18 protein-coding genes are annotated in these 18,311 nt (G+C 55.7%); 6 read left to right on the top strand and 12 right to left on the bottom strand.

What is annotated here, in order from left to right; all coding sequences use genetic code 11:
• Positions 1–49: 49 nt before the first annotated feature.
• On the top strand, positions 50–2,647 hold the full coding sequence (gene acnB / locus K6L24_RS17455; protein WP_072277473.1) for a bifunctional aconitate hydratase 2/2-methylisocitrate dehydratase: 2,598 nt from the start codon (positions 50–52) through the stop codon (positions 2,645–2,647).
• Between the two features lie 166 nt (positions 2,648–2,813).
• Complete coding sequence (gene yacL, locus K6L24_RS17450) at positions 2,814–3,176, top strand: protein YacL (RefSeq protein WP_222681679.1); 363 nt, start codon at positions 2,814–2,816, stop codon at positions 3,174–3,176.
• A 74-nt stretch (positions 3,177–3,250) separates the two neighbouring features.
• Here the strand turns inward: yacL and speD are convergent, their stop codons facing one another.
• The 3 genes from speD to K6L24_RS17435 form a co-directional block, all read right to left on the bottom strand.
• The gene (speD, locus tag K6L24_RS17445; RefSeq protein ID WP_062747316.1) at positions 3,251–4,060 is read right to left on the bottom strand and encodes an adenosylmethionine decarboxylase; all 810 of its coding nucleotides are present in this window, start codon (positions 4,058–4,060) and stop codon (positions 3,251–3,253) included.
• Positions 4,061–4,087: 27 nt separating this feature from the next.
• Positions 4,088–4,945, bottom strand: a complete 858-nt coding sequence (gene speE, locus K6L24_RS17440; RefSeq protein ID WP_062747189.1) for a polyamine aminopropyltransferase — start codon at positions 4,943–4,945, stop codon at positions 4,088–4,090.
• Positions 4,946–5,222: 277 nt separating this feature from the next.
• Entirely contained in the window at positions 5,223–5,570 is a 348-nt protein-coding gene (locus tag K6L24_RS17435) for a YacC family pilotin-like protein (protein ID WP_062747186.1), read from the bottom strand.
• Positions 5,571–5,782: 212 nt separating this feature from the next.
• Here K6L24_RS17435 and cueO point away from each other — a divergent pair, with 212 nt between their 5' ends.
• On the top strand, positions 5,783–7,405 hold the full coding sequence (gene cueO / locus K6L24_RS17430; protein ID WP_222682339.1) for a multicopper oxidase CueO: 1,623 nt from the start codon (positions 5,783–5,785) through the stop codon (positions 7,403–7,405).
• 407 nt (positions 7,406–7,812) lie between these two features.
• Here cueO and K6L24_RS17425 read toward each other — a convergent pair whose 3' ends face one another.
• Entirely contained in the window at positions 7,813–9,090 is a 1,278-nt protein-coding gene (locus K6L24_RS17425) for a cystathionine gamma-synthase family protein (RefSeq protein ID WP_062747181.1), read from the bottom strand.
• 253 nt (positions 9,091–9,343) lie between these two features.
• Here K6L24_RS17425 and hpt point away from each other — a divergent pair, with 253 nt between their 5' ends.
• Complete coding sequence (hpt, locus tag K6L24_RS17420) at positions 9,344–9,880, top strand: hypoxanthine phosphoribosyltransferase (protein WP_062747178.1); 537 nt, start codon at positions 9,344–9,346, stop codon at positions 9,878–9,880.
• 141 nt (positions 9,881–10,021) lie between these two features.
• Here hpt and can read toward each other — a convergent pair whose 3' ends face one another.
• The gene (gene can / locus K6L24_RS17415; protein WP_118665867.1) at positions 10,022–10,684 is read right to left on the bottom strand and encodes a carbonate dehydratase; all 663 of its coding nucleotides are present in this window, start codon (positions 10,682–10,684) and stop codon (positions 10,022–10,024) included.
• 108 nt (positions 10,685–10,792) lie between these two features.
• Between can and K6L24_RS17410 the strand changes: the two genes are divergently transcribed.
• Together K6L24_RS17410 and K6L24_RS17405 are read left to right on the top strand one after the other, a co-directional pair.
• Complete coding sequence (locus K6L24_RS17410; RefSeq protein WP_062747176.1) at positions 10,793–11,719, top strand: ABC transporter ATP-binding protein; 927 nt, start codon at positions 10,793–10,795, stop codon at positions 11,717–11,719.
• Complete coding sequence (locus K6L24_RS17405; protein WP_062747174.1) at positions 11,716–12,486, top strand: ABC transporter permease; 771 nt, start codon at positions 11,716–11,718, stop codon at positions 12,484–12,486. Before K6L24_RS17410 ends, K6L24_RS17405 begins: the two co-directional genes overlap by 4 nt.
• A 95-nt stretch (positions 12,487–12,581) precedes the next feature.
• Here the strand turns inward: K6L24_RS17405 and panD are convergent, their stop codons facing one another.
• The 7 genes from panD to dksA form a co-directional block, all read right to left on the bottom strand.
• Positions 12,582–12,962 carry an aspartate 1-decarboxylase gene (panD, locus tag K6L24_RS17400; protein WP_062747172.1) on the bottom strand — a complete coding sequence of 127 codons (381 nt, stop codon included), beginning with the start codon at positions 12,960–12,962 and terminating at the stop codon, positions 12,582–12,584.
• A gap of 65 nt (positions 12,963–13,027) precedes the next feature.
• Positions 13,028–13,882 (bottom strand): pantoate--beta-alanine ligase, encoded by an 855-nt coding sequence (gene panC / locus K6L24_RS17395; RefSeq protein ID WP_062747170.1) that lies wholly within the window; start codon positions 13,880–13,882, stop codon positions 13,028–13,030.
• Between the two features lie 15 nt (positions 13,883–13,897).
• The gene (panB, locus tag K6L24_RS17390; protein WP_062747167.1) at positions 13,898–14,692 is read right to left on the bottom strand and encodes a 3-methyl-2-oxobutanoate hydroxymethyltransferase; all 795 of its coding nucleotides are present in this window, start codon (positions 14,690–14,692) and stop codon (positions 13,898–13,900) included.
• A gap of 77 nt (positions 14,693–14,769) precedes the next feature.
• On the bottom strand, positions 14,770–15,249 hold the full coding sequence (folK, locus tag K6L24_RS17385; protein WP_118664607.1) for a 2-amino-4-hydroxy-6-hydroxymethyldihydropteridine diphosphokinase: 480 nt from the start codon (positions 15,247–15,249) through the stop codon (positions 14,770–14,772).
• Complete coding sequence (gene pcnB / locus K6L24_RS17380) at positions 15,246–16,667, bottom strand: polynucleotide adenylyltransferase PcnB (protein ID WP_204695070.1); 1,422 nt, start codon at positions 16,665–16,667, stop codon at positions 15,246–15,248. The genes folK and pcnB overlap by 4 nt, the downstream gene beginning before the upstream one ends.
• A 58-nt stretch (positions 16,668–16,725) precedes the next feature.
• The gene (gluQRS, locus tag K6L24_RS17375; RefSeq protein ID WP_062747310.1) at positions 16,726–17,634 is read right to left on the bottom strand and encodes a tRNA glutamyl-Q(34) synthetase GluQRS; all 909 of its coding nucleotides are present in this window, start codon (positions 17,632–17,634) and stop codon (positions 16,726–16,728) included.
• A 69-nt stretch (positions 17,635–17,703) separates the two neighbouring features.
• Positions 17,704–18,159, bottom strand: coding sequence for an RNA polymerase-binding protein DksA (dksA, locus tag K6L24_RS17370; RefSeq protein WP_062747161.1), 456 nt, complete (start codon positions 18,157–18,159; stop codon positions 17,704–17,706).
• Between the last annotated feature and the right edge of the window lie 152 nt (positions 18,160–18,311).

Below are 18,311 nucleotides of genomic sequence, written 5' to 3'. Positions count from 1 at the left end.
GGATCAGGTAGCCCGGGATGCCAAATACAATGAGAGCGAGGAGAACGTCGTGCTAGAAGAATACCGTAAGCACGTTGCCGAGCGTGCTGCCCAGGGGATTGTTCCAAAACCGTTAGATGCTTCCCAAATGGCCGCGCTGGTTGAACTGCTAAAAGCCCCTCCAGCGGGTGAAGAAGAATTTCTGTCCGACCTGTTAATCAATCGAGTGCCGCCGGGCGTTGACGAAGCCGCCTATGTAAAAGCCGGTTTCCTGGCTGCCGTCGCAAAAGGCGAAACAACCTCTCCTCTGGTGACTCCTGAACTGGCCGTTAAGCTACTGGGTACCATGCAGGGTGGCTACAACATCCATGCGCTGATTGACGCGCTTGACGATGAAAAGCTGGCACCGATTGCCGCTGAAGCGCTGTCCCACACGCTGCTGATGTTCGACAACTTCTATGATGTTGAAGAAAAATCCAAAGCCGGTAACCCGCACGCGAAAAAAATCATCCAGTCCTGGGCGGATGCCGAGTGGTTCCTGAAGCGCCCTAAACTGGCAGAAAAAATCACCGTCACCGTGTTTAAAGTGACCGGCGAAACCAATACCGACGACCTCTCTCCGGCGCCGGATGCATGGTCTCGCCCGGATATTCCACTGCATGCGCTGGCGATGTTGAAAAACGCCCGTGAAGGCATCGAACCCGATGATGCCGGTAACGTTGGCCCGATCAAACAGATTAAAGCATTACAGGCTAAAGGCTTCCCGCTGACCTATGTCGGTGACGTGGTCGGTACCGGTTCTTCGCGTAAATCTGCCACCAACTCGGTGCTGTGGTTTATGGGCGACGACATTCCTTACGTGCCGAACAAGAAAGGCGGCGGCGTCTGCCTCGGCGGTAAAATCGCGCCTATCTTCTTCAACACCATGGAAGATGCGGGCGCACTGCCGATTGAAGTGGATGTTGACCGCCTGAATATGGGCGATGTCATCGACATCTACCCGTATAAAGGTGAAGTCCGCAATCATGATACCGGTGAAGTGCTGGCTAACTTCGAGCTGAAAACCAATGTACTGTTGGATGAAGTGCGTGCCGGTGGCCGTATCCCGCTGATCATTGGCCGTGGCCTGACCACGAAAGCCCGCGAATCTCTTAATCTGCCGCATAGCGATGTGTTCGAGCAGGCGAAAGACGTGGCAGCCAGCACCCGTGGTTTCTCACTGGCGCAGAAAATGGTTGGCCGTGCCTGTGGCGTGAACGGGGTTCGCCCTGGTGCTTACTGCGAGCCCAAAATGACCTCGGTTGGCTCCCAGGACACTACCGGTCCCATGACCCGTGATGAGCTGAAAGACCTTGCCTGTCTGGGCTTCTCAGCCGATTTGGTGATGCAGTCCTTCTGCCATACCGCCGCCTATCCGAAGCCGGTTGACGTCACTACACATCATACGCTGCCTGACTTCATCATGAACCGCGGTGGCGTGTCGCTGCGTCCGGGCGATGGCATTATCCACAGCTGGCTGAACCGTATGCTGCTGCCGGATACCGTAGGCACTGGCGGTGACTCCCACACCCGTTTCCCGATCGGTATTTCCTTCCCGGCGGGTTCAGGTCTGGTGGCCTTTGCCGCCGCGACCGGTGTGATGCCGCTGGATATGCCTGAATCTGTGCTGGTGCGCTTTAAAGGCAAAATGCAGCCAGGTATCACCCTGCGCGATCTGGTGCATGCGATCCCGCTGTATGCAATTAAAGCGGGTCTGCTGACCGTCGAGAAGAAAGGGAAGAAAAACATCTTCTCCGGACGTATTCTGGAAATTGAAGGTCTGCCGGATCTCAAAGTTGAGCAGGCCTTTGAGCTGTCAGATGCGTCCGCTGAACGTTCTGCAGCGGGTTGCTCGATCAAGTTGAGTAAAGATCCGATTATCGAGTATCTGAACTCTAACATCGTGCTGCTGAAGTGGATGATCTCAGAAGGTTACGGCGATCGTCGTACGCTCGAGCGCCGTATTCAGGGCATGGAAAAATGGCTGGCCGATCCACAACTGCTGGAAGGCGATGCGGATGCGGAATATGCGGCAGTGATCGATATCGATCTGGCCGATATTAAAGAGCCGATCCTGTGTGCGCCGAACGATCCGGATGATGCCCGTCTGCTGTCTGACGTGCAGGGTACAAAAATCGACGAAGTCTTTATCGGTTCCTGCATGACGAACATCGGTCACTTCCGTGCCGCCGGCAAACTGCTGGATGCGCATAAAGGCCAGCTGCCAACCCGTCTGTGGGTGGCTCCGCCCACCAAGATGGATGCGGCACAGCTGACTGAAGAAGGTTACTACAGCGTGTTCGGTAAGAGCGGTGCGCGTATCGAGATCCCTGGCTGTTCGCTGTGCATGGGGAACCAGGCGCGCGTGGCCGATGGGGCGACAGTGGTATCGACGTCAACGCGTAACTTCCCTAACCGTCTGGGCACCGGCGCTAACGTCTATCTGGCTTCTGCCGAACTGTCAGCGGTCGCTTCACTGCTGGGTAAACTGCCTACGCCGGAAGAGTATCTGACGTTTATGGATCAGGTGGATAAAACCGCCGTTGATACCTATCGTTACCTGAACTTTGACCAGCTGAGTCAGTACACCGACAAAGCCGACGGTGTGATTTTCCAGACGGCAGTTTAAGCGTCAGTCTGTATTGAACAAACCGGGCCCAGTGCCCGGTTTTTTTATGCCTGCGTAAAACCGCTGCTTTTCCCGCGCCGTGCTGCGATAATGCGCGCCAAAGCTCAGTATTGTCGCGGCAGGCGCGCAAAATGGGGTTAAGCAGGCAGGCCGGGAGGAAGGCGCGATGGAATATGAATTTTTAAGAGACATTACCGGTGGTGTGAAGGTGCGCATGACGATGGGTCACGAGGCCGTCGGCCACTGGTTTAATGATGAGGTGAACGAAAACATGGCGCTGCTGGATGACGTTGAAGCGGCCATCGCAGAGGTGAAAGGCAGCGTCCGTCAGTGGCAGCGCGTGGGCAGTGAATATACCCTGCTGCTGGATGAAGAAGAAGTGATGATCCGCTCAAACCAGCTCGGTTTTGAAGGCGACGAGATGGAAGAGGGCATGAACTATTACGATGAAGAGAGCCTGGCGTTCTGCGGCGTAGAGGATTTTCTTGCGGTGATTGCCGCCTACCGGGCGTTCCTGCAGGGGCGTTAAGCGGAAAAAGAGGTCGGGCCGATCGACGATCGACCCGCACCAGTCCGCTATCGCTAAACAGGGGGCATCCCCCCTTACTGCGTTTTTAACCCCACAGAGGGAATATTGCGGCCGTAATAAATCTCACGCATCTCCTTCCACAGCAGGTCGGTAATACGTTTGTGCTCCTGCGGACTGAGATCGGACGGTTTGGTATTAAACAGATAGTGTTTCAGGTCGAACTCTTTCAACATCATTTTGGTGTGGAAGATATTTTCCTGATACACATTCACATCCATCAGGTCGTACATCGATTTCATATCGTCTGACATGAAATTCTGGATGGAGTTAATCTCATGATCGATAAAGTGTTTCACCCCGTTGACGTCGCGGGTGAAGCCACGCACGCGATAATCGATAGTAACAATATCGGACTCAAGCTGGTGAATTAAGTAGTTCAGCGCTTTCAGCGGCGAAATGACCCCACAGGTCGACACTTCAATGTCCGCGCGGAAGGTACACAGGCCGCCTTCAGGATGGCTTTCCGGGTAGGTATGGACGCAGATATGGCTCTTGTCGAGGTGAGCGACCACGGAATTCGGCAGCGGGCCGGGATGTTCGGAGGTATCGATGTCGCGCGGGTCGATCGGTTCTTCACTGACCAGAATCGTCACGCTGGCACCCTGAGGCTCATAATCCTGACGTGCGATGTTGAGCACGTTAGCACCGATAATCGAGCAGGTTTCGCTCAGAATTTCAGTCAGGCGGTTGGCATTATACTGCTCATCAATGTATGCAATATATCCGTCGCGTTCAGCATCCGTGTTGGCGTAACAGATATCATAGATACAAAAACTCAGGCTTTTCGTCAGGTTGTTGAAGCCATGTAGTTTAAGCTTTTGCAATTTCACTCACCCCCTTAAAATGCCCGGCTAGTCAGCCAGCGCATTCAACAGATATTGTGGCAGGGCAAAGCTGCCAGTGTGGATCGCCGGATTATAATAACGGCAGGTCAGACCCGCGTCGGCAAAGCGTGAAGCAATGGTCGCGGTTTCAAGCTGGCGAAGCGCCGGATTATCGCTTGCCCAGGCAAAGGTCATAATGCCGCCGTAATAGGTCGGGATTGCCGCCTGGTAGAAGCTGACATCCTCAAAATAGTGGCTGAGTTTGCGATGACTGTTAACCGCTTCATCCTGCTGCAGGAAACAGACGCCATTCTGCGCCACGAAAATGCCATCCTGATTCAGGCAGCGGTGGCAACCCTCGTAAAAGTCTGAAGTAAACAGACTTTCACCCGGCCCGATGGGGTCGGTACAGTCTGAAATAATGACATCGAATTTTTCGCGGGTCTGCTTAACGAAGTTCACACCATCATCGATGACCAGCGTAAAGCGCGGATCATTATAAGCGCCCTGGCTGTGGTTGGGCAGATGTTCCTTACAGAAGGTCACGACGCCTTCATCGATTTCGACCATGGTGATCTGTTCGATATTTTTATGGCGGCTCACTTCACGCAGCATGGCCCCATCTCCGCCACCGATGATCAGAACGCGTTTAGGTGCGCCATGTGCCAACAGGGGAACGTGAGTCATCATTTCGTGATAAATAAACTCATCGCGCTCGGTGGTTTGTACCACACCGTCAAGCGCCATTACGCGACCCAGTGCCGCATTTTCGAAGATGATCAGATCCTGATGCCCGGTCTGCTCGCGATACAGTACCTTATCGACAGTAAAATACTGCCCGAAGCCGGTATGAAGCGTTTCATACCACATTTCATTATCGCTCATGGTCGGTTTTCCTCCTCATAGACTTTGCGTCATTCAGGTTTCAGCCAGGCGGCACCCCGGTGAACACTGTGTGAACGGGGTGCGGTTGCCTGACCTGTGCCGGCCGGGATAACGAGGCCGGCCTGTGCGTCCCGACAGCAAGGCGGTCGCGGACATCCCGCGCCCCGGCAACTGAAAAACGGGTATCACAGCCGTAAAAAATGGGCCAGTATCATAGCTATTTATGACCGTGGTTGCACGGTCAAATCAGCGGCAGCAGGAGGATGAGTATGGTCGATTACTTCACGTAGGCAAGCAGACTCAGTGAATCACGAGCCAGAGATTTGCATTTGGTATCGTTCGGGACGGCAATGCCGCTGAGGTCGCGGTAACTGTCTTCCCCTAGTGCTTTCATATTGAAGCTGTTGTAATTGGTCAGATCCCAACGATTCTGTTGTGCAAAAAAGACCAGCGCGCGGCGGATTTGGCCGTCGGGAAGTTCCTGGTAGCCACAATCATTTTTCAGATAAACAAATACAGCGGTTAAATCTGCCAAATCTTCTGCTTCCGATTCGCTCAGTGCGAAGCTGGTGGAGGAGAAGCCAAACAGCCCTAACAGCAACAGAGCCTTGATGCTTTTCTTCATGATTTTTCTCATACGTGTGCAATAAGCAGACGTTAGCACAGTTCACGCCGGGTGCCAGCCACTTTTGCGGCAGAAAAATCCTGAAGCACCCGATGCACCGTCGTTTTACGGACTTGACCTTCCCGCTGGGGCAGGGTTTATGCTGCGGATAACACTCACCCCGGTGACTGAAAAATCCCGGGGATATCGACATCTGACAAAAGGAATGGATGATGCAACGTCGTGATTTTCTTAAATTAAGCGCTGCCGTTGGCGCAGCCAGCGCGCTGCCACTGTGGAGCCGTTCATTAATGGCGGCGGAACAGCGCCCGCTGCTGCCTGTGCCCGCGTTACTGACTGCTGATGCCCGCAGTGAAATTACCCTGACGGCGCAGGCAGGCACCAGTCAGTGGCGGGGCAAAAAGGTTCCCACCTGGGGCTATAACGGCAGCCTGCTGGGCCCGGCTATTCAGCTGGAGCGCGGCAAAGAGATCAACATCAACATCTATAACCGGTTGCCGGAAGCCACCACCGTACACTGGCACGGTCTGGAATTGCCGGGCAATGTCGATGGTGGGCCACAGGCGCGTATTGAGCCGGGTAAAAAGCGCCGCGTCACCTTTACCCCGGATCAGCCTGCAGCGACCTGCTGGTTCCATCCACATCAGCATGGACGTACCGGCTATCAGGTGGCGCAGGGGCTGGCCGGGCTGGTGCTGATTAACGATCCGGAGAGCGGCAAACTGCGGCTGCCCATCCTGTGGGGAGTGGATGATATTCCTGTCGTCTTACAGGATAAACGCCTGAGCGCTGACGGCAGCCAGATTGACTACCAACTGGATGTGATGAGTGCCGCTGTGGGCTGGTTTGGCGATACGATGCTGACCAACGGAGCTATTTATCCACAGACAGCGGCACCGCGCGGCTGGTTACGCCTGCGACTGCTCAACGGCTGTAACGCCCGCTCGCTTAATCTGACCACCAGCGACCAGCGTCCCATGTACGTGATCGCCAGCGACGGTGGGCTGCTGGCTGAACCGGTGGCGGTCACCGAACTGCCGATGATGCCGGGCGAACGCTTCGAAGTGCTGGTAGACACCTCCGATGGTAAAGCATTTGATCTGCAAACCCTGCCCGTGCGGCAGATGGGAATGACGGTGGAGCCCTTCGATCATCCGCTGCCGGTGCTGTCGATCAATCCCCTGCGGGTGCTGGCCAGCGGCACGCTGCCCGATAAGCTGGTGGATCTGCCTGCGTTCCCGCCCACAGAAGGGCTGAACACCCGCTGGCTGCAGCTGATGATGGATCCTGAGCTGGACCGTCTTGGCATGGCAGCTATGATGGAAAAATACGGCCATACTTCAATGGCGGGTATGAAGATGGATGCCCACGACAGCGACAAAGCAGCTGATACGAACAAGATGGCGATGGCAGGGCACCATAATATGCCCGGTATGGACCACGAGAAAATGGCGGGAATGGCACATGATAAGCCGTCCGGTGCTTACGATTTCCATGAGGCTAACAAGATTAACGGTGTTGCGTTTAACATGGATAAGCCATCGTTTGCAGTGAAGCAGGGAGCCTTCGAGAAATGGACCGTTTCCGGCGAAGGCGACATGATGCTGCATCCGTTTCATATTCACGGCACCCAGTTCCGTATTCTCTCTGAAAACGGCAAACCCCCTGCGGCCCACCGCAGCGGCTGGAAAGACACGGTGCGTGTCGAAGGCTGGCGCAGTGAGGTACTGGTGCGCTTTAATCATCAGGCCGACGCCGCCAATGCCTATATGGCCCACTGCCACCTGCTGGAGCATGAAGACACCGGCATGATGCTCGGCTTCACCGTGGCGTAATCTCCGGCACGGCAGACCCTTTTTTTGAACCGGTTTTTATCTTACTGATTATTATCAGTATTTAAATAAGGTAAGAAAAAAGGGTTTTGCCCGAACCTCGTGATAAAAGTTAAGGAAGTCAACGGGGTCGTGACGTAAGCTAACGGTTCACTGCCGTACAGGCAGCTTAGAAAACGTTTACGGACATTCAGCGCGTGATCCGCAGGTTCACTGCCGTACAGGCAGCTTAGAAATTCCGACCGCGCTATGCGGTTAACGTGCAACTGTTCACTGCCGTACAGGCAGCTTAGAAAACAGGGTGGCCAGTTAGCGTGAAAGCGAGTGGAACGCCTTACAGGGAGTGTCCGGGGAAGAGGCATTTCGCAGGGGCCGATCAGCGATCGACCCGCGACCTTACCGCGAGAGCGTTACGCCAGCGACAGCCGTACGTCCTCGATTAAATCCTCTTTATTCTCTATGCCAATCGACAGGCGAATGGTGGAGGAGGTGATGCCGAAACGGTTGCGTACTTCGATCGGTACGCCGGAGTGGGTGGTACTGGCAGGATGGCTGGCAAGGGATTCGGTGCCGCCGAGGCTGACCGCCAGTTTAAACAGCTGCAGGGTGTTGAGGAAGCGGAATGCCGCCGCCTCACCGCCGCGAATATCAAACGAGAACGTCGAGCCGGCACCGCTGCACTGGGTGCTGAACACTCTGCCTGCGGCAGAGGCCGGGTCAAGGAACGGCAGGTAGTGCACCTTTTCCACCTGTGGATGGCTTTGCAGGAAGGCGGCCACCGCGGCGGCATTATCGTTGGCGCGCTCCATACGCAGCGCCAGCGTCTCCAGAGAACGGCCGATCATCCAGCTGGAATGCGGATCAAGCTGGGTGCCGATGGCGCTGCGCAGGGCCTTCACCTGACGAATTAACGCCTTGCTGCCCATGGCTGCGCCGGCAATCAGGTCGGAATGGCCGCCGACATATTTCGTCAGCGAGTAGAGCGAGATATCGGCCCCGTGTTCGGTCGGCCGTGAAAAGACCGGGCCAAGCAGGGTGTTATCACAGGCGATAATCGGGCGATGCTGCTGCTGGCGTTCAATGTGGTCGGCCACACGCTTCACCAGCGCAATATCGACCAGGCTGTTAGTGGGGTTGGCCGGGGACTCAATCAGGATCACCGATACCCGACCCAGCGTCATCGCTTCCTCTGCAGCGGCCTGGACTCCCTGTTCATCCACACCGTCAGCAAACCCGAGCGTCGAGACACCCAGGTTGCGGAAGGTTTTACTCAGCAGCGTCTCCGTACCGCCGTACAGCGGCTGGGAGTGCAGGATGGTATCGCCCGGTTTGACAAACGCCAGCAGGGTGGTGGAGATGGCCGACATGCCGGAAGAGAACAGTGCCGCGCTGTCGGTACGCTCATAGATCGCCAGGCGGTCTTCCACAATCTCACTGTTCGGGTGATTAAAGCGCGAATACACCAGCCCGTTGCCTTCGCCGGCAGGCGGTTCACGGCGGCCGGAAACGTAGTCAAAGAAGTCGCGACCCTCTTCTGCGCTGTTAAACACAAAAGTCGACGTGAGAAATACCGGCGGTTTCACCGCGCCCTCTGACAGTGACGGATCATAGCCATAGTTAAGCATCTGGGTTTCAGGGTGCAGCTCGCGCGTGCCGATGTGTGTTTTTTTAGAATGTGAGGAAGGCATGAGGACTCCGGCCGTCAGGCATAGGATCTATTATTGTTGCGCATAAACTAGCATGAGGCAGGGTGCCGCCATAAATGCCTAAACGCTCTATGGTTAAATCAAAATGCCATATGAAATTCGGCTATCTGAACGTATAGCAGTCTATATGTCTGCTTTGTGCAGCAGGAAAATCCGTTGCGCAACGGTGAGCGAAGCCGTAGCGAAGTGTGATAAACTTCACCGCTTTCCCTGAGCAATCGACGAACCGCTACCTATGAAACATACCGTTGAAGTGATGATCTCCGAAGCTGAGATCAAATCCCGCGTTGCCGAACTCGGCAGACAAATCAGTGACCACTACCGTGACAGCGGCAGCGAGATGGTGCTGGTTGGCCTGCTGCGCGGCTCGTTTATGTTTATGGCCGACCTGTGCCGCACGATTGAGGTGTCGCACGAAGTCGACTTTATGACGGCCTCAAGTTATGGCAATGGCACCTCAAGCTCACGTGATGTAAAGATCCTGAAGGATCTGGATGAGGATATCCGTGGCAAAGACGTGTTAATTGTTGAAGATATTATTGATTCAGGTAATACCTTGAGCAAAGTGCGGGAAATTTTCCGCCTGCGCGGACCGAAGTCACTGGCGATCTGTACGCTGCTGGATAAGCCTTCGCGTCGTGAAGTTGACGTGCCGGTTGAGTATGTGGGCTTTGCCATCCCTGACGAATTTGTCGTGGGTTATGGTATTGATTACGCCCAGCGTTATCGTCATCTGCCCTATGTGGGTAAAGTGGTGATGCTGGACGAGTAACTCGTAAGGTGTAGGCACAGCACAATCGACTAAGGCCGGGTTCTCCGGCCTGATATACCATATCTCGCCTGGTCGTGATCCCGCACGCTGCCTGTCATTATGCCGCGTGAGGGGGCTGGCGCGGCCGCCAGAACAGGCGGCTTACGGGTTGAGGTCCGGGTCGTTCAGCAGATTGGCAATACCGTGGCGGTAGCGCTGCTCAAGGATTTCGCGACTGGCAGAACTGACGCCCAGATCGCGCAGATAACCGTCCTGGATGCCGTAGACCCAGCCATGAATATTGACCTTTTGTCCGCGTTTCCATGCTGACTGCATCACCGTCGAGTGACCCAGGTTATACACCTGCTCAATGACGTTGATTTCACACAGTTTATCGAAACGTTTTTCGGGCGGCAGTTCACCCAGTAACGAACTATGCTTGTACCACAAATCGCGAATATGCAGCAGCCAGTTATCGATCAGGCCCAGCTCAGGATTTTCGACGGCGGCCTGAACGCCCCCGCAGCCATAGTGGCCACAGATAATGACGTGCTCAACTTCCAGCACCTCTACCGCGTACTGCACCACTGACAGGCAGTTCAAATCGGTGTGGATCACCAGGTTGGCAACATTGCGATGGACGAACAGTTCACCCGGTTCCAGCCCGGTCAGGCGCTCGGCAGGTACCCGGCTGTCAGAACAGCCAATCCACAGAAAACGGGGTTTTTGCGCCAGAGAAAGGCGCTCAAAGAAGCCGGGGTCTTCCTCTTTCAGCAACCGTGACCACTGGCGATTGTTGCTGATAAGGGTATCAATGTCTTTCATAATGGTGTCGACCCGTTGCTCAAAATGCGATGCAGTAATATAGGGCAATGCGGCACGATTGAAAATCACAAACAAGAAACCTCAACAGAACAGGGCACTCTTTAACCTATGACTTATGCACTGGAGCTTGAAAAGCTGACCAAAACCTACGCAGGTGGGGTACAGGCGCTAAAAGGAATCGATCTCACGGTTGAAGCCGGTGATTTCTATGCGTTGCTGGGGCCAAACGGCGCCGGTAAGTCCACCACTATTGGCATCATCAGTTCGCTGGTCAATAAAACCGCCGGAAAGGTGCGGGTGTTTGGCTACGACCTGCAGCAGGACGTGGTGAATGCCAAACGTCAGCTGGGCCTGGTGCCGCAGGAGTTCAACTTTAACCAGTTTGAAACCGTGCTGCAGATCGTGGTCAGCCAGGCCGGGCTGTACGGCGTGGAAAAAATCGAGGCGCAAAAACGGGCTGAAAAGTATCTGAAACAGCTCGATCTGTGGGAAAAACGTAACGAACGTGCACGGATGCTCTCCGGCGGCATGAAGCGTCGCCTGATGATTGCCCGTGCGCTGATGCATGAGCCAAAGTTGCTGATCCTTGATGAACCCACCGCCGGGGTGGATATCGAACTGCGTCGCTCCATGTGGACCTTCCTGCAGGAGCTGAATGCACAGGGCACCACCATTATCCTGACCACCCACTATCTGGAAGAAGCCGAGATGCTGTGCCGCAATATCGGCATTATTCAGCGTGGGGAGCTGGTCGAAAACACCTCAATGAAAGGCCTGCTTTCCAAATTGAAATCAGAAACTTTTATTCTCGACCTCGCGCCGAAAAGCCCGCTGCCAAAGCTGGAAGGGTTTAAATATCGCCTGGCGGATACCTCAACGCTGGAAGTCGAAGTGCTGCGCGAGCAGGGCCTGAACAGCGTGTTCAGCCAGCTCAGCCATCAGGGGGTGCAGGTGCTCAGTATGCGCAATAAAGCGAACCGTCTTGAGGAGTTATTTGTGGACCTGGTTAACGGTCACAGTGGAGATAAAGCATGACACATTTGTATTGGGTGGCGCTGAAAAGCATCTGGGGTAAAGAAGTGAACCGCTTTGCCCGCATCTGGATCCAGACGCTGGTCCCGCCGGTGATCACCATGACGCTCTATTTTATTATCTTCGGTAACCTTATTGGTTCACGCATTGGTGAAATGCACGGCTTCAGCTATATGCAGTTTATCGTGCCGGGCCTGATTATGATGGCGGTGATCACCAACGCCTATGCCAACGTAGCCTCTTCCTTCTTTAGCGCCAAGTTCCAGCGCAACATTGAAGAGCTGCTGGTGGCCCCGGTGCCAACGCATGTGATTATCGCCGGCTATGTCGGCGGCGGTGTGGCGCGTGGGATTTGTGTGGGCGTGCTGGTCACGGCTATTTCGCTGTTCTTCGTCCCGTTCCAGGTTCATTCGTGGCTGATGGTGGCGGTGACGCTGCTGCTGACGGCGATCCTGTTCTCGCTGGCGGGCCTGCTGAACGCCGTGTTTGCCCGTACCTTCGACGATATCAGCCTGATCCCGACCTTCGTGCTGACGCCGCTGACCTATTTAGGGGGCGTGTTCTATTCACTGACCCTGCTGCCGCCGGTGTGGCAGATGGTGTCTAAGCTGAACCCTATTGTGTATATGATCAGCGGCTTCCGCTACGGGTTCCTGGGGATTCATGACGTACCGCTGGCGTTTACGCTGGGCGTGCTGGTGGCGTTTATCGTGGTCTTTTACGCGCTGGTGTGGGTGTTGATTCAGCGTGGGCGTGGATTACGGACCTGATTAAAACTGTTTTATCGGGTTGACCGGAAAAGAAGGTCAACCCCTACCCGTAACGCATGGGCCGATGGTGATGACCGATCGGCCCTTTTGCTTTTTTATGCGACCTGAACCGGCACGGCTTTCGCCACGCGTTTCATCTGGTTGTCGCCCTCAAAATAGGCCACTTTTGGCTGCCACTCCCGCGCCTCGGCGTCGGACATCTGCACGTAAGAGCAGATAATCAGCAAATCGCCTTCGCAGGCGCAGCGCGCGGCCGCCCCGTTAACCGAAATGATTTTTGAGCCCCGTTCAGCCGCGATCGCATAGGTTGAAAAGCGCTGGCCGTTGTTCACATTATAAATATCAATCGCTTCATATTGCAGAATGCCGGAAGCGTCGAGGAAATCCTGGTCGATGGCGCAGGACCCTTCATAATTCAGGTCAGCCTGAGTCACTTTGACCCGGTGAAGTTTGCCCTGCAACATAGTACGGTTCATAAATAATTACTCTGCAGTCAATTCAAAAAATCGGTCGACAGTATTGCCTGAGCGGGCGCGTCTGTCTACTGGGTCAGATCAACCTGCTGGTTATCAATCAGACGCGCTTTGCCCAGCCACGCGGCCATCAGGATCACCGCGCGCCGGCTGTCGACATTCAGCGGCAGCAGCGTCTCGGCATCGACAATCGCCAGACCATCAGGCTGAAGCCCCCGCTCGCTGAGGGTGCTTTCTGCCTCATCGATCAGGGTTTCGATGTGACGCTCGCCCTGGCTGAGTTTGCCGGCGATATCCTGCATGACCTGGCTGAGGACGGGGGCAATCTTACGCTCTGCGGCGGTGAGGTAGCCATTGCGTGAACTGAGCGCCAGGCCATCTTTAGCGCGCACGGTCGGCACGCCGACGATATCAATATCGTAGCCCATATCCACCACCATTTTGCGGATCAGCGCCAGCTGCTGATAATCTTTCTCGCCGAAGCAGGCAAGATCGGGCTGGACCAGGTTAAACAGCTTGCTGACGATGGTGGAAACCCCCCGGAAGTGGCCGGGCCGACTGGCCCCTTCCAGCAGGGTGGACAGGACGGGAACGTCAACAAAGGTCTGCTCACTCAGGCCCAGCGGATAAACGTCGCCGGGGGCCGGAGAGAAGACCAGGTCAACGCCACGACGGTTCAGCTTTTCGCAGTCCTCCTGCAGCGTGCGCGGATAGCGCGCCAGGTCATCGGCGCGTTCGAACTGCATCGGGTTAACGAAAATCGACACCACGACAATATCCGCACGCTCACGCGCTTCATCGACCAGTGTCATGTGCCCGTCGTGCAGGTTGCCCATAGTAGGAACCAGCGCAATACGTTTGCCATCCTGACGCCAGCGACGGACTTCGCGGCGCAGCATGGGCAGCGTTTCAATAATCAGCACGGACTTTCTCCTCGGTTACTGGAAACTGTGTTCTGCAGCCGGATAACGTCCGTCTGCCACTTCTGCCACATACTGACGCACTGCGGCACGGATTTCGCCCGCTTCCGCGAGGAAGTTTTTGGCGAATTTCGGAATATGGCCCCCGGTAATACCAAAGGCATCATGCATCACCAGAATTTGCCCGTCGGTGACGTTACCGGCACCAATGCCAATGGTCGGTACCGTCAGCGCATCGGTAATGCGCTGTGCCAGTGCCACCGGCACGCACTCCAGCACCAGCAGCTGCATGCCAGCGGCTTCCAGCGCCAGTGCGTCTTCCAGCAGACGGTCAGCAGCAGCGCTGTCACGCCCCTGCACCTTATACCCGCCGAAAATATTGACCGACTGCGGCGTCAGGCCCAGGTGGCCACAGACGGGTACGGCGCGCTCGGTTAACTGCCTGACCGTCTCTGCCAGCCATTTGCCGCCTTCCAGTTTGACCATATTGGCCCCGGCACGCATCAGCTGCGCCGCGTTGTCAAAGGTTTGCTCCGGAGTGGCATAACTCATAAAAGGCAGGTCAGCGAGTAGCAGGGCTGCCGGGCTGCCGCGTCGCACCGCCTGCGTATGGTAGACAATATCGGCGACGGTGACCGGCAGCGTGGAGTCGTGGCCCTGCACCACCATCCCCAGTGAATCCCCGACCAGCATGACCTCAATGCCTTCATCGGCAAAGAGTTTAGCGAAACTGAAATCGTACGCGGTAATCGAAGCGAATTTTCGCCCCTGTTGTTTCCACTGGTGCAGGGTAGAGACAGTTGTCGGTTTCATCATTTCACCTTAAGAAAACTGAGTTGGCGTATCTTAAAGGAAGGGAAGGGCAGTGCAAAGGGGGGATAACGGGCGGGTTACCAGCGGGAGATAGCTCCGGTATCAAGTCGGGCAAGGATATCGGCCAGCCGCGTGCCGTCCGGCAGGCACAGCGCCGGAGCAATCTCCAGCAGCGGCAACAGCATAAATGCGCGGTTGAGCATATCGTAGTGCGGTACTGTCAGACGTGGCGTACTCAGCGTCTGCTCACCAAACAGCATGATATCCAGATCGAGGGTGCGCGGCCCCCAGCGGTGGGCTTTACGCACGCGTCCCTGCTCCAGCTCAATACGCTGGGTATGGTTCAGCAGGGCTTCGGCGTCCAGATGGGTATCCAGCGCCACGGCAGCATTGAGAAAATCAGGCTGATCGGGTGGGCCGTAGGGGGGCGTGCGGTAAAGCGACGAGGTGGCAACCAGCGTGGTATCAGGTATGGCCGCCAGCGCATGCAGTGCAGAGTGCACCTGATGCAACGGGTCGGCCAGATTACTGCCCAGTGCCAGATAGACGCGGATCATGCGTCGTTATTTTGGTCACGGCGTGGTGCGCCCGGCACGCGTTTGCGCGGACGGCGGGTGCGACGGCGCGGAACCGGATCGTCACCCAGGGTGTTGAGCATGGTTTTCTGCTGCGGCGGTGCAGACACCTGGAATTCACTCCACCAGGTAGTAAGACGCTGCAGCTCGTGGTTTTTTTCCACTTCGGCACGCAGGGCCAGCAGGTCGTAGGCGGCGCGGAACTTAGGATGCTCCATCAGCTTCCAGGCGCGTTTGCCGTGGCGACGTGACAGGCGAAGCTGCAGCGTCCAGATATCACGCACCAGGGTGGTAATTCGTTTCGGGATGGCCAGAGAACGGCAGGCTTCATCCAGCACGTCGTTCATCGACAGCGCAAAGGCGTCGTAGTAGGCAAGCCCGCTCTCCTGGGCAATTTTCTGCGCGGCTTCAAGCTGCGGATACCAGAACATGGCGGCAAACAGGAACGCCGGGTTAACACGCATCTGATTGTGGATGCGGTTATCGGTATTTTTCAGCACCTGCAGGATCATCCGCTCCATATTACTGTCACCCTGTTCGGTAAAGTAACGGGTGAGGATCGGGAACAGCGGCTGGAACAGCTGATATTCGCGCAGTTTCAGATAGGTGCTGTGACCGTAGCCCGCCTGCAACAGTTTCAGGGTTTCCTCAAACAGGCGCGCGGGCGGGATATCATTCAGCAGGGTCGCCAGACGTGGGATGGGTTCACCGGTTTCAGCTGCGATGCTCATATCCAGCTTGGCGGCAAAGCGCACCACGCGCAGCATACGCACGGGATCTTCGCGATAGCGAGTTTCCGGGTCACCGATCATGCGGATAATACCCTGCTGCAGATCGCTCAGTCCCCCGACATAATCGCGCACCGTAAAATCGGCCACGCTGTAGTAGAGGCTGTTGATGGTCAGGTCACGCCGCTGTGCGTCATCTTCAATCGAGCCAAAGATGTTATCCCGCAGCAGCATTCCGTTCTGGCCGCGCTGTGAACTGTTACGGTCTTCGGTCACTGGCTGTTCGGCTTCGTGGTGACCACGGAAGGTGGCAACTTCAATGATCTCTGGGCCAAACATCACGTGTGCCAGGCGGAAACGGCGGCCGACCAGGCGACAGTTACGGAACAGCTTACGCATCTGGTCCGGGGTGGCGTTGGTGGTCACATCGAAATCTTTCGGTTTTTTACCCAGCAGCAAATCGCGCACGCCACCGCCGACCAGATAGGCTTCATAGCCGGCTTTGTTCAGGCGATACAGCACCTTGAGGGCATTTTCACTGATGTCCTTGCGTGAGATATTATGGGCGTCACGCGGAACGACGGCCATCTGACGCACTTCCTCGATTACGGCAGGCGCCACCACCTCACGACTGAGGACTTTACGGCAAAAATTAGCAACTCGGGTAAAAATGGGACACCTCGATAGTGACAATGAAATCTGGTCGGTAAAAACAGCGGCTAATCATAGCTCAGAGTGAACCGTTTGAGAATGCCGAAGTCGCCGTATGCGCCAGCCTTGCATCATTAATTGGAATATTTGCGCACGCCCAGTGAGCGATCGCCTGTTGTAACAGCTTTTCAGTGGTCAGATCCTGCCAGCCTGTCGGCACCGGCTGACCGAGAAAACGCAGGGCTTCCACCAGCGGCGGGCGGGGATCGCCGCCGGGAAGGGCGGGAGCATGATTTTGTTTGGACAGTTTGTTGCCATCGTGATTCAGCACCAGCGGCAAATGCAGATGTCGGGGGATATCCCAGCCAAGCAGATGGTACAGCGTCATCTGGCGCACGGTCGGTTCGATAAGGTCCGCACCGCGCACGATCTCGGTGATCCCCTGAAAATGATCATCGACCACCACCGCCAGGTTATAAGCAAACAGTCCGTCACGGCGGTGGATAATAAAATCTTCATGGGCCAGCTGCGGGTCAGCCTTGACCCTGCCGCGCACGCCATCCTCAAACGCCGTCACAGGATGATCGACGTTAAGCCGCACGGCTGCCCGCTCCGGGCCGTGGCCCAGCGTGCGACAGTGGCCATCATAGTGCCCTCCGGCCTGCTGAATGCGGCGGCGGGTGCAGGTACAGTAGTAGCTGAGGCCCTGCTGTTGCAGGTCATTAAGCACCGCGCGATAAGCATCGTGGCGCTGAGACTGCCACAGCACCTCGCCGTCCCATTCCAGGCCGTAATGATCTAACTGATGCAGAATACGCGTGGCGGCGCCGGGGACTTCACGAGGGGGATCAATATCTTCAATGCGCACGCGCCAGAGACCTTTTTCAGCACGAGCCTGAAGGTAACTGCCTAAAGCCGCTATTAGAGAACCAAAATGCAGGTCGCCGGACGGGGAAGGGGCGAAACGCCCAATATACGATGATGACATAATAGAAAAGATCGGCAGTGAAGCGGAAACGGGAGCCGTTTCCAGCTCCACTGCACAATCAATGCGCCGTTAACCGGCCATTTGTTTTTCGCGGATTTCCGCCAGCGTTTTGCAGTCAATACAAAGATCAGCAGTAGGACGCGCTTCAAGGCGACGAATACCGATTTCAACGCCACAGGATTCACAGTAGCCAAAATCGTCATCGAGCACTTTCTTCAGCGTCTTCTCGATCTTTTTGATCAGCTTGCGCTCACGGTCGCGGTTGCGCAGTTCAAGACTAAACTCTTCTTCCTGAGTGGCGCGGTCAGCGGGATCCGGGAAGTTAGCGGCTTCATCTTGCATGTGCGAAACAGTGCGATCCACTTCATCCCGAAGCTGGTTGCGCCAGGCTTCAAGGATTTTCTTGAAGTGCTCCAGCTGGGCTTCGTTCATATACTCTTCGCCTGGCTTCTCTTGGTACGGCTCCACCCCAGCGATGGCGAGAATACTCAGGGACGATGTTTTACGGTTTTGCCCTTCTTGCATGTTGTTTCTCCTGGATAACACGCACTACACCCTTCATCTTTAAGCTGCAGGGCGTTGGCAGCTACCCTGCAACCCGACATATTCGGGTATCGATCCCACGGTGGGGAAAAAAACAGGCCGCTATAAATAACAGAAGCGGTCAAGGTTAGCAA

It is taken from the genome of Erwinia persicina (genome assembly GCF_019844095.1).
Taxonomy (GTDB): domain Bacteria; phylum Pseudomonadota; class Gammaproteobacteria; order Enterobacterales; family Enterobacteriaceae; genus Erwinia; species Erwinia persicina.
The sequence above is the reverse complement of the archived record's forward strand: the minus strand, read 5'-3'. Positions and strand labels throughout refer to the sequence as shown.